The organism is Pseudomonas sp. NY15181 (genome assembly GCF_048068055.1).
Taxonomy (GTDB): Bacteria; Pseudomonadota; Gammaproteobacteria; order Pseudomonadales; family Pseudomonadaceae; genus Pseudomonas.
Genome location: NZ_JBLUPT010000011.1, coordinates 133629 through 145301, shown reverse-complemented (window position 1 = coordinate 145301; position 11673 = coordinate 133629). Strand labels below are relative to the sequence as shown.

General features: G+C 64.9%; 10 protein-coding genes. 2 read left to right on the top strand and 8 right to left on the bottom strand.

The window, feature by feature from the left end; translation table 11 throughout:
- Positions 1-46: 46 nt before the first annotated feature.
- The 3 genes from ACNFBT_RS23000 to ACNFBT_RS22990 all read right to left on the bottom strand — a co-directional run bounded on the left by ACNFBT_RS23000 (position 47) and on the right by ACNFBT_RS22990 (position 3785).
- Positions 47-913: a hypothetical protein gene (locus ACNFBT_RS23000; protein ID WP_416753044.1), complete on the bottom strand. Its 867-nt coding sequence runs from the start codon at positions 911-913 to the stop codon at positions 47-49.
- 107 nt (positions 914-1020) lie between these two features.
- Positions 1021-2625, bottom strand: a complete 1605-nt coding sequence (locus tag ACNFBT_RS22995; RefSeq protein ID WP_416753043.1) for a response regulator — start codon at positions 2623-2625, stop codon at positions 1021-1023.
- A 116-nt stretch (positions 2626-2741) separates the two neighbouring features.
- Positions 2742-3785, bottom strand: a complete 1044-nt coding sequence (locus tag ACNFBT_RS22990) for an AraC family transcriptional regulator (RefSeq protein ID WP_416753042.1) — start codon at positions 3783-3785, stop codon at positions 2742-2744.
- Between the two features lie 242 nt (positions 3786-4027).
- Between ACNFBT_RS22990 and ACNFBT_RS22985 the strand changes: the two genes are divergently transcribed.
- Entirely contained in the window at positions 4028-4975 is a 948-nt protein-coding gene (locus tag ACNFBT_RS22985) for a SphA family protein (protein WP_416753041.1), read from the top strand.
- Positions 4976-5041: 66 nt separating this feature from the next.
- On the opposite strand, the gene ACNFBT_RS22980 is transcribed toward ACNFBT_RS22985, so the two are convergent.
- The 4 genes from ACNFBT_RS22980 to ACNFBT_RS22965 form a co-directional block, all read right to left on the bottom strand.
- Positions 5042-6250 carry a DSD1 family PLP-dependent enzyme gene (locus tag ACNFBT_RS22980; protein WP_416753131.1) on the bottom strand — a complete coding sequence of 403 codons (1209 nt, stop codon included), beginning with the start codon at positions 6248-6250 and terminating at the stop codon, positions 5042-5044.
- An 85-nt stretch (positions 6251-6335) separates the two neighbouring features.
- Positions 6336-7649 carry a D-arabinono-1,4-lactone oxidase gene (locus tag ACNFBT_RS22975; RefSeq protein WP_416753130.1) on the bottom strand — a complete coding sequence of 438 codons (1314 nt, stop codon included), beginning with the start codon at positions 7647-7649 and terminating at the stop codon, positions 6336-6338.
- Between the two features lie 97 nt (positions 7650-7746).
- Positions 7747-8115, bottom strand: coding sequence for a c-type cytochrome (locus tag ACNFBT_RS22970; RefSeq protein WP_416753040.1), 369 nt, complete (start codon positions 8113-8115; stop codon positions 7747-7749).
- A 237-nt stretch (positions 8116-8352) separates the two neighbouring features.
- Positions 8353-9585: an NADH:flavin oxidoreductase/NADH oxidase family protein gene (locus ACNFBT_RS22965; protein WP_416753039.1), complete on the bottom strand. Its 1233-nt coding sequence runs from the start codon at positions 9583-9585 to the stop codon at positions 8353-8355.
- Positions 9586-9814: 229 nt separating this feature from the next.
- Here ACNFBT_RS22965 and ACNFBT_RS22960 point away from each other — a divergent pair, with 229 nt between their 5' ends.
- Positions 9815-10822 carry an acetoacetate decarboxylase (ADC) gene (locus tag ACNFBT_RS22960; protein ID WP_416753038.1) on the top strand — a complete coding sequence of 336 codons (1008 nt, stop codon included), beginning with the start codon at positions 9815-9817 and terminating at the stop codon, positions 10820-10822.
- A gap of 70 nt (positions 10823-10892) precedes the next feature.
- Here the strand turns inward: ACNFBT_RS22960 and ACNFBT_RS22955 are convergent, their stop codons facing one another.
- A complete protein-coding gene (locus ACNFBT_RS22955; protein ID WP_416753037.1) occupies positions 10893-11369 on the bottom strand; it encodes a MerR family transcriptional regulator in 477 nt (158 codons plus the stop codon).
- Between the last annotated feature and the right edge of the window lie 304 nt (positions 11370-11673).

Sequence of the window (11673 nt, the reverse complement as noted above, 5' to 3'; positions counted from 1 at the left end):
CCAGGGGGCAACCCTGGGGTGGGTAGTGAAAATCCGGGGGAATGAATCAGCGCGAGGACAGCTGCAGGGCGCGGCTGGTCTGAATCAGCAGGGGGCGCTCCATCGCCGTGAGGCGGGACTGCTGGAGGGCTCGCTGGTAAGTGCGCAGCGCAGAGGCATGGTCCTGGCGGACGTAATCGAGATAGGCGCCGGCAAAGAGCCCGGCTTCGGTGCGCAGGTCGCGCTTCACCGCATCGGGGGCTTGCAGAGCGTCGATTTCGGCGAAGACTGCCGAGACGTCGGTCTTGCCCTGATACAGGGCTAGCAGTGCGCGCTGTTGCGCGGTGGCCGGCTGGATGGCACGGGCCAGCTTCTGCACCCGTGCCTTGGTGGTTTCGGGCTTCACCCCGGCATCACTGGCGGTGCGGGCGGCCAGCCAGAGTTTCCAGAGCCCCGCATAGGCCTTCACCTGCGCATTGGCCGATTGCCGTTGCAGTTGATCGAAGGCCTTGAGCGATGACTCGAAGCGGCCGAGCTCGGCCAGGTTCACCGCAGCGGGGACGGCAATGACTGCCGCCTGGTCGCTGCCCTTGAGGGCGTCGTAGAACTGCCGGGCGCGCATGTGACGGCCGCTGGCGTCTTCGATGAAGGCCTGTTCGGCCAGCGCGCGGGGGCCACCCTGCCCTTGGGCGCCAGCTTGGCGCAGCAAGGCCTGGGCGGAGGCAAGGTCGCCCTCCAGCAGTTGCTGATGGGCCAGCAGCACCAGGGGCTGGATCACCTCCCGGGCATGGCCGGGCTGGGACGACGGGACGGCTTGCTGCGGTGCGCTGGCCGGTTCGGCCAGGGCCGAACCGCTGGCGAGCAACAGGGCCAGCACCAGCGAGGAAAGCACGCAGGGGCGGCGGGTAACGGAGGCGTTCGAGAAGCGGGTCATGGTGGCAACTCCGGAAAGTTTTCGAGTTGCACACATGCTATTAAGCGCTCGGCGCGAGCGAACTCAGAGTCCTCCGGGTACCGCCATCAGAGTTATTCCTCAATCACTCATGCCGGACCTGCCTGGGGCAGCATCAGTTCGAGCTCGATTTCCACGCGATCATCATGCCGCCCGTGGGCGAAGCTTCCCTCCAGGTACTCCGCCATCCGCCTGCAGTGGTTGAGATCGATGATGCTTTCCGGTGCGGGCTGACCGCTCAGCTCAAACCTTGCGTGGACCCGGCCCTGTTCTCGGACGCGCATGTCGAGGTGGATCAGCGCCAGATGGTCGATATCGGGTTGCAGCAGACCGAGCGCGGTCGCCATCCATTCGGTGAACGCGCCGGTGTCCAGCCAGACGCGCCGTGCATCGATGCGTTGAACGCCGAACAGCGTTTCCGGCTGGCCGGCCAGGCAGCGCTCGATGAGGGCTGGCAGGTCGCAGGCCTGGGTGGCCGTGGCGACCGACTTCTCCGGCAACTGGCACAGGCGTCGCAACCGTTCCAGGCGGACGTTCAGCGCGGAGAGTCCAGGCGTGGCCGGGTGCAGCCCGAGCGCGGCGACGCGCCCGGCCAGCTCCTGCAGCGAGGCCTCGTAGAATTCTGCCTGACGGCGCTCATGCGCCTCGACGGCAAGCAACTGATCGCGCAGCGTCACCAGTTGCCCTTCACTCTCGGTGACGTCCTGCAACCCGCCGAGGATTGCGCTTGCCCGCCCCTGGGCATCACGGTACGGCACCATCCAGTAGTGCATGACCCTGGCCTCGCCGAATATTTCCACGCGCGTGGTGACCGCCATCGGCACGCCTTCACGGGCGACGCGGACAAAACCGTCGGGAAGCGTCTTGCGCACGGCGGGAGGGAACCAGTGGGCATCGGCAAATCCCGAGCCCAGGGCCTCCTCGGCACTGATGCGGTAGTAGTCGAGGAATTTCTGGTTGCAGAACAGCAGTTGCCCCTCTGTCGATCGTACGAACATCGGGTTGGGAGCCGCGTCCACCAGGTGGCGCAGCAGGCCCAGCTCCGCCGGGAGCGCAGTGGCCAGCACGGCGCCCGCCGCAGGCTCGTGGCCGGCCACCAGACCATTGCGCCGAGCCACTTCGGCCAGCTCGACGTTCGAGCTGACATGGAGTTTTTCCAGCAGGTGCGCCTTGTAGGTGCTGACCGTCTTGAAGCTGATGCGCAGCTCTTCGGCGATACGCAGATTGGTCTTGCCCTCGGCGATCAGCCGCAGCACGGCGGACTCGCGCCGCGTCAGGCAATCCAGTTCGCTGCCTCCGCCCGGCTGCATGTGCTCGCGGGCAAAATGGCCGCGTCCCGCCAGGACGTCGGCGATCGCCTTGCGCAGGATCGCCATGTCCTCCTGCTTGCTGACGAAGCCGCTGGCGCCCGACTGGAAACACAGGGGGGCGAAGTGCGCGGCGTTCTGGCGGCTGTAGACCAGCACCTTCTGCGAGGCATCGCGCGCCCGCAGGCGGCGCAACAGGTCGAGCCCGTCGGAGCCCGGCAGCGCGATCTCAAGGATCACCAGTTGCGGCTTGCACTCGCGCGTCAAGGTGAGCGCCGTCGGCACGTCGGCGGCTTCCTGCACGACCTCGTGCCCCATATCCTCCAGCAGATCTCGCAGCGCGCTACGCACAATGGGCGTGGCGTCGGCGAGCAGCACCGTAGCCATAGCATCCTTCCCGGCTCGTCCTTCACGTGCTCAAAGCATAGGCGATGACCTCGCGATGCAAGGCTGCCAGTGGCGACGCAACGCGCAGCATTTATCTCAAGAGGATGCCGGCCGCCTCAGTGCGCCGTTCCCGCCACCTCGCCACGGCAGGCGGACGGGCTCTGGCCGGTCCAGCGCTTGAAGGCGCGGCGGAAGCCGCGCACGTCGCTGTAGCCGAGCTCTTCGGCGATGCGTTCGATGGGCATGTCCGGGTTGCCCAGCAGGCTCATGGCCCGCGCCCGGCGTACCTGCTCCTGCAGGGCATCGAAGGTCACCTCGTGCTCGCCCAGGCGCCGGCGCAGGGTGCGGCTGCTCATGTTGAGGTCGGCGGCGACCTTGTCGATGTGGCTGCCGTGGGGCAGGTCACGGAGGATGGCGCGCTCCACCGTCTCCAGCAGTCCCATCTTCCCCTGCACCTGGGCGCACTCCGCCTCCAGCAGTTTGAGCGCCTGGCGCAGGGCGACCGGCTGGTGGCTGGGCAGCTGCAGGTCGAGCCAGTGGCTGGCGATCACCATGCGGTTGTGCAGGCAGCCGAAGCGCAGGTTAGGCCCGAGCAGGCGCACGTACTCGGCCTCGTAGCTCGGCGCGGCATGGGTGAACTCGAAGCGCAGGGGCTGGAACTCGGTACCGATCAGCGTGCGGTTGTAGACCAGCAGGCTGGCGAAGAACTCCTCCACCGCGAACACCTGGACATCGGCGTAGGGCAGACGGCATTCGACTTCGACGAAGCTCTCCTTGGGGCCTTCCAGCAGATTGCAGACCGCCATGCTGCCGGTGGTGTGCTGGAAGCGCCGGCCGATCTCGAAGGCATCGCGCAGGGTCTTGCACAGCGACAGCACGTGACCGAGCAGACCGAGGGTGCCGAGCACGTTGTGGTTGCCCACCCACAGGCCAAGGCCGCGCTCCGGCAGCGCCGCCAGCGCGCGCTGGATCATGCTCACGGCCTGGCGGTAGGAGATGCGCTGGGCCGGGTCCTGCAGTTCCTCGACGGTGAAGCCGAGGCCGAGGCAAAGGCGCTCGCTGCTCACGCCCTTGTCGCTGGCGACTTCGGCGAGGGTCTGCAGCAGGAAGGGGGAAACCAGGGCCAGGTCGAGCTGGGCATCGAGGGGGGTGCTGGGCATGAAGGCGATTCCCGAATCCGGGCGCCCGAGGTTCTTGTTCTGGGGTGGCGCGCGGCGTCGCGATCATAACGCGTTCCCACGCCCGCCAGGCACGGGCGTAACAGAATATTGCAGGCTGTCCGGCAAAGCCCCCCTGATTGTCCCGCAATGCCCTGCTTCGCCGAGCCACCAGCGCTTATTTCTATGGCGCGGTCCGGGGCACGCCCCGGAACCGTCCGCCAACAAGAACAATGAGCTTACGCATGAACACTATCCGTCTCCCCAGGCTGCCGCTGGCGGTCTCCCTTTCCATTGCCGCGTCCCTCTCGCTGCCGGTCCAGGCCACCGAAAACGGGGTCGACAACATCGGCCCCGGCACCGACGGCTTCTTCGTCCTGCCGCTGGACGTCGACAACCTTCCGGACAACATGTTCGCCTTCAACCTCTACTACAACCACTACGAGGCGAAGAACCTGGACATCAGCTCCCTCGGCGGCAAGGTGCCGGGGGTGAAGATCACCTCCGACGCGATCATTCCCCGCCTGGACTACCTGAGCCCGCTGCGGGTGTTCGGCGGTCGCCTGGGCGGCTATGTCGCGCAGCCCTACATGCGCCAGCAGGTCGAGATGTTCGGCATGCAGGGAGAGCGCAACAGCCAGGGGGATACCACGGTCGCGCCGATCATCCTCTGGGACCTGGGCAAGAACCTGACCGTCGGCGCCGCACTGGAAATCACCCTGCCCACCGGTGATTACGACCCCATGCGCCTGGCCAATACCGGCAACAATTTCTACACCTACAAGCCGCTGCTTTCCGCGACCTGGCTGCCCAGCGAGCGTACCGAGCTGTCGGCCAAGGCCACCTACAGCTTCAACCAGGAAAACCCCGATACCGATTACCGCTCCGGGCAGCTGTTCCACTTCGACTACTCGGCCAGCTACCGGGTGACCGACAACCTGCGCCTGGGCGTGAATGGCTACTACCTCAAGCAGACCACCGACGATGAACAGTACGGCAAGACCGTGACCTTCATGGGCGAGAAGGTGGACGACGGCGTGCGCGGCCAGGTGTTCGCCATCGGCCCCGCCGCCTACCTGACCTTTCTCCAGTACGCCAGCATCGAGGCGCGCTGGGCCAAGGAATACGCCGTTGAGAACCGCCCCGAGGGCGAGATGCTGTGGGTCAAGCTGAACCTGCCCTTCACCCTCTGACAGGTTCGCGGGCAGAAAAAAACCTCAGGTCGCGACCTGAGGTTTTTTGTTTCGCTCAACCGAAGCTCAGTTGTAGACCGGCCAGTGCTCGACGATGCGCCCTTCGCGCACCGCCAGCAGGTCGCCGAACTGCAGCAGGATCGATTCAGACTGGGTTGGCCGCAGGAACACCTGGTCGTCCACCTTGAGGCCCACGGCAGCGGAGCCGTTGACCATCTCCTGGTTCGAGCTGCGCCCGTACAGGCCGTTGAACTGCAGGCCGGCGGGCGACTCGGGCTCGGCCATCCAGTTGCCGCCGTAGATGAAGAACGTCTCGCGCTGGTTCGGGTCCCACCAGGAGAGCAACGCCGACTTGTCGTCCAGCGCCGGAATCCTCACGGCCCCGGTGCTCTTGAGCACCGGCGTGGCGATGAAAGCCGCCGGCTGATGCTCCACCAGCGACGGCAGGTCGTAGTGGGTCGGCTTGACCAGCGCCGAGCCCACCGACACCTCGCTGCTGGTGCGTTCGTGCTCGTGCATGCGGTAGCTCGGGCTGCCGGCGGTGTTGAGCGTCAGCCCCGGTTTCCAGAGCGCGGCATGCTGCGTGCGGGCGTAATCGACGAAGCCGTCGTAGAGCTTCATGACCTTGCGGAAGAGCTCCTCCGGCGAGCCGAGGATACCGGGCACGCCCATGCCGACGAAGGGGTCGTAGCCCATGAAGCCGGCGAACTCCAGATGCTGCGGATTCGCACCGATCAGCGTGAGCATCCGCCCCAGGGTCGCGTGATCGGCCACGCCGCCACGGTGCAATCCGACATCCAGCTCGATGTTGATCCGCATCCGGATATTCAGCCCCTGGGCCAGCGCCAGGTACTGCTGCAGGCGCTCGGGAGTGTCCAGCAGCCATTGCAGCTGGGTCGTAGGATCGAAGGGGCCGCGATGGTTCTCGTAGAACGCCTGCGCCGAGCGCACCGGCAACGGCTTGCCCAGCAGCAGGTCAGCATCGGGGAAACGCTCGGCATCATGATTGAGGAAGGGCTGGTGGAATGACATCAGCCGGCGGGTGCCGGCGCGTTTGGCGATGTAGTCGAGCAGTTGCGGCGATGGCAGGGACTTCTCCACCAGGCGCAGCTGCTTGCCGGTGCGCCGCACCGACTGCATCACCACGTCGACGTTGTGATCCAGCCGGTCCAGGTCGATCAGCATCACCGGGCGCATCGGCCCGTGCTCGCGCAGCTCGCGGTTCAGCCGGGCGAAGTAGTCGGTGTACGGGGCGCCCTTGTCGCTCGGGCGCAGCCAGGCGCCGGCACCGGCGAGCAGGACGCCCGCTCCGGCCGCGCCGACGATGAAGTGGCGTCGCTTCATGCATTCTCCTTGCTTGTCAGGCCACGCCCAGGATCGAGGCCAGGTGGGCATTGAGGAACTTGCCCTGCGGGTCCAGCGACTGGCGTACCTCGGTGAATTCCTTCCAGCGCGGGTAGAGCGGTTGCAGGCTCCGCGCGTTCAGCGTGTGCAGCTTGCCCCAGTGCGGCCGCCCCGCATACTTCCAGAAGATCGGTTCGATGGCCGCGAAGAAGTTGTGGTGGTCCATGCTGTAGTGCTGGTGTACGGAGATGGAACAGCTGTCGCGGCCCTCGAACATGCTCAAAGGAATGTCGTCGGCCTTCACGTAGCGGTATTCGATGGGGAACCAGGTGCGCAGGTCCTTGTCGTTGATCAGCTTGAGAATCTCGCGCAGGCAGGCCGGGCCGTGCTCGGCCGGGACGGAATACTCCATCTCGTTGAAGCGCACGTTGCGCACGTTGGCGTAGATCTCGTAGGAGTCGCCGACACGGTCGTCGAAGCTGGCGATGTGGCGCAGGTTGTTGAGCAGCGCCCGGCGCGCGGCCGGGAAGTCGCTACCGTACTTGTCGAGGCCCTCGATGATGCTGACGAACCCGTTGCCGCCCTCCTCGGCCGGGTCCAGCGGTGGCGTCGCCGGGTCGCTGGTCTCGTTCAGGGCGACGGACAGCGCGTAGTCGGAATGGGTGATCACCATCATTTCCCAGTGCTGGTTCTCGCAGGTGTTCTTCTCCACGTCCTCCAGCAGCTCTTCGGTCTTCGCGATCCACTGCCGCTCGCGCAGGCGATAGGCTTCGCGGTTCTGCAGGCGCACGCGGGTGGCCACGCCGAAGGCACCGAGGGACACCCGCGCCGCGTTGAACACCTCGGGGTGGCGCTGCGCGTCACAGTCCAGCACCTCGCCGCTGGCGGTCACCAGTTGCAGGCCGGTGACATGGGAGGAATAGGAGCCGAAGCCGACGCCGGTGCCGTGGGTCGAGGTGGAGATCGCCCCGGCCAGGGTCTGGTAGTCGATGTCGGCCATGTTCGGCAGCGCCTGGCCGACAGCCTTGAGCGCCGCGCCCATCTGCGACATCGGCGTGCCGGCGGCGAATTCCGCCTGCAGCGTCTTCGGGTCATGGCCGAGCAGGCCGTTGAAGTAGCTGAGCGAGACCAGCGTGCCATCGGTAGGCACCAGGGGGCTGAAGGAATGCGCCGAGCCCACCGGACGCACCTTGCCCTCGGCCTGGCGGATGACCTGCACCAGTTCGTCCAGGCTCTGCGGCGCCAGGCGTGCCGCCGGCAGGCAGCTCTGCGCGCCGGACCAGTTGCGCCAGGGGATCAGGCGCGGCGTGCGAGCCAGCTCGGCCGCCATCGGAAGGCTGGAAAACGCCGCGAACGCGCCGGCAACGCCAGCGCGCTGCAGCAGCTGGCGGCGGGTGAGATGAATAGCCATCGAGAGGACCCTGTGCTTATTGGATGTGTTGGCCGGACATGAAGGAAATCAGCGCGAGGAATTCGTCCTCCGAGCACTGCATGCACATCCCCATCGGCGGCATGCCCTTGTAGCCGTTGATGCTGTGATCCAGCAGGCTGTCTGTGCCCTGGGCGACCCGGGGGCTCCAGGCCCTGGCATCGCCAACCAACGGCGCCCCGGACGCCGGGTTGGCATGGCACAGCTTGCAACTGCTGTCGTAGATCTTCGCCAGGGCGGGATCGGCGGGCGCCAGGGTGGCGGTGTTGCGGGGGGTAGGTGGTGCGGCGTCTTCTCCGCAGCCGCCGAGCAGTCCGGCCAGGGCCAGCAAGGCAGCCGGCAGCAGCGGTGTTCCGGGTTTGGGCATATTGCTCCCCTCTTCTACCGTGCCGGGTGGCGGCACGGATTCTTGTTGTGATGGGCAGGGAGCAACGTTAAGTCAGGCGCCTTTCGTGGCGGAGGGCATTGGCGGACAGCCAGGGGGGCTAAAGGGGACAGCCCGGCGCCCCAGGGAAAACCATCGATGGGAGAACTTTCGGCAGCAGTCCCGATGGCTCACGGGCGCAGACAAGGGGCGATCAGGTGATCGCCCCCAGGCAAAGGATCAGGCGGCGATACGCCTGACCCAACGCCGATACCGCCAGGTACGGACCTGGGTATCCAACTGCTGTTCCAGCAGGGCCAGTGCCGGCGCGACATCCGGGTTGGTGCCCCTCCCGAGGCTCAGGCGGCGCAGTTGGTGCTTCACCATCGCCATGTAGCCGATCGATGCCAGCACCTTGTTTTTCCAGGTGATCGGCCGGAGCGCCGGAGCACTCGCGATTCCCGCCCGCCACTCCCTGGGTAGGTAGGGGTTGATGGCCAGCGCCGTGCCCATTCCCACCATGTCGATGCCGCTGTCCAGGACCTGCTCCGCCACCGGTAGCCGGCGTACGCCGCCCGTCACCATGACCGGCATTTGCGCGACGCCGGAGAGGTCCTTGGCGAACTCCAGGAAGTAGGCTTCCCTGGCCAGCGTGCGGCCATCGCGGGCCTGTCCGTGCATGGCGGGTGCTTCATAGCTGCCGCCCGACAGCTCGATCAGGTCCACACCCAGGGGGTTGAGCAGCTCGATGACCTTCTTCGCATCGTCCGTGCTGAACCCGCCGCGCTGGAAGTCCGCGGAGTTGAGCTTCACTGCGACGGCAAACCTGGGCCCCACGACCGCGCGGACTTCCTTGACCACCTCGAGCAACAGTCGAGCCCGGTTTTCGATCGAGCCGCCCCACTGATCGGTGCGCTTGTTGGTGATCGGCGAGAGGAACTGGCTGATCAGGTAGCCGTGCGCGGCGTGAATCTGCACGCCGGTGAAACCGAAGCGTTCGGCGAGCAGAGCCGTTTTGACGAATCGGGCTTTGACTTCCGCAATGTCCGCTGTAGTCATCGCCCGCGGCGGTATGAACTGCTTGGAGAAGTTCCCCAGGTCCATGGGCACCTCCGACGGTGCGATGGTGTCCTGCTTCAAGGCGGCGGGCATCTGGCGGCCGGGATGGTTGATCTGCATCCACACCTCTCCACCGTGGGAGCGTGCGGCGTCCGCCCAGGCCCGGAAACGCTCGCCGAATCGCTCGGACTCCAGCACCACGCCACCCGGTCCGGTCATGGCGCGGTGATCGATCATGACGTTCCCGGTAATCATCAGGCCGGTCTCTCCCTCGGCCCAGGTGCGATAGAGGCGGATCAAGGCCTCCGAGGGTGCATGGTCCTTGTCGGCCATGTTTTCTTCCATGGCGGCTTTGGCAAGGCGGTTGGAAATAACGGCCCCATTGGGCAAGGTCAACGGAGTGAACGCTGTCATCGCAGGCTCCAGGATTGGCGACTGCGGCACCATAACCTTTAAGCCAACTTTAATGTCAAGAGGGTTTCTCGCGTGATGCGCTCCCCTCAATTGCCGCCCGAAATCCAACGCCCGGAGAGTCAGCAGATGGCCCTTGACCTTAAAGCTCAGTTCAAGGTTAGGGTGCCGCCGGCAAGCTGCTCAACAACGTGCCGCAAGCGCCACGCATGACTCTGGAGATAGTTGAACCATGAAACTCGGAAGTGTTGCCGCAATAGCCGGACTTTTCGTGAATGCCCTGGCGATTTCCGCCTGGGCTGAAGTTCCGGCAACGAACAGTCAGGCCGAAAGTACGCTCATCAATATCGCCGGTCATGAAGTGCCCGTGGTCAAGGGCGGCTTGTATGACCGATACCGTTCAAACCCACCCCTCTCGGTCATTGCCACCGAGGCGCCGGATGTCGACCTGAGCTGGTTCAAGGGGTTGACCAAGACCAGGGTGGATATCGGCTTCGAATCCTATTCGCCGAACTTCTACTACAAGAACAGCAAAGTGACGGCGGTCTTTACGGCCGACATCGAGAAATTGAAGGAACTGATGCCGGCCAGCGTCCTGGAGAAAGTGCAGCCACTGCAGGTGTGGCCGGGGCGCGGCCTGGTCGCCTTCACCGCCTACTCCTATCACTACTGCGACAATGACAGCTATAACGAAGTCGCACTCTCGGTGATCACCAACAAGCCCGGCAACGCCAATCTTGGTCCCATTACGCTGATCGGCCAGTCGATGTCCAAGGATTACTGGGGGTATGTACTCAAGCTCCCGGTGAACACCGAACTGGCAAGGGTTCGTGGGGTTGTGGGCTACAACCTGCCCAAGTGGCTTACCGGCATCAACGTCAGGGAGGACGAGCGTACAGTCTCCTACGACATCATCGATAGCCTGACCGGCAAAGTGGATGTCGTCTTCAAGGGCGAAAAACTGTCCGGGCTCTCGAAGGACGACGAACTGGTGACCAACAGCTTCACCAATACCGACAAGAATGGCGAGTTGACCTATGGGTACGCGGTTTCGCGACAACTCAGCCATGCAAGCAGCACCGATGGTGACTCGGCGAAACTGATTCTCGGCGACGGAAGTCTCTCGGCGTACATCAAGCCGCTGAAACTGGGGAAGATGATGAAGTACGAGTACGTTCCGCAATTCCAGAGCGCACTGTACGCCCCCAAGCCGCTTGCCGCCTTGATCGGGAAGGACTGACGCTCGCAGGGCACGCCGTTCCGGTTGACGTCAGGCCCATGCATGGGCCTGACTTTTTCAAGGGCGATTCTTACTGCTCATCGGCTCCCACCAGGGCGGCACTGGCGGTTTCGGGTTGTTTGCGGGCCTTGGCGGTAACGCACCCTTCTTCACGCAGCCGGTTCAGCACGCGTTGCGTATTGTCCACGCACTGCATTCCCTCGGGCTTGCTCTCGATGCTCTCGATGGCGACCAGCAACTGCGCCTTGCTCTGCTTCAAGCGCTGCTGCAGTACCTCGATTTCCGCCACCTTGCGCTTGAGGCCGGCCAGCAACTCGCCGTGCTGCCAGCCATTTGCGTTCAGCGGCAGCAGATGACGGATTTCCTCCAGGGAGAACCCTGCGCTCTGGGCACCGGTGATGATCTCCAGTATCCAGACGGCGTCCTCGCTGTAGTCACGGTAACCGTTCGCCTTTCGCTCGACGGAGTGGATCAGCCCGCTCGCCTCGTAAAAGCGAATGCGCGACGGCGCCAACCCACTGAGCTTCGCCAGCTCTCCAATCCTCATGCCGCACCCCAAAAAATCATTGACCTTAAAGTTTACTTTAATCCTAGAGTGATCTAACGGCCAAGCGTTGAGGCGCCTCGTGCAGCGCGAGCGACAACGCCAACGCCGCTCATGGAAGAGGCCCCGACAAGCGCTGACCGGCCACGCCCCGGAAAGCGCGCCGTTCCCGGGGGAGCCTGGACAGCGCGGTTTGAAGCGCAGGTGTCACTGCCAACGCGGCCCGACACCTCGCTCGAACCACCACCTGTCCGGTGAGAACGGAGAAGAACTCCCGTAACGAGCGGCAATGACCAGCAATGCTGAT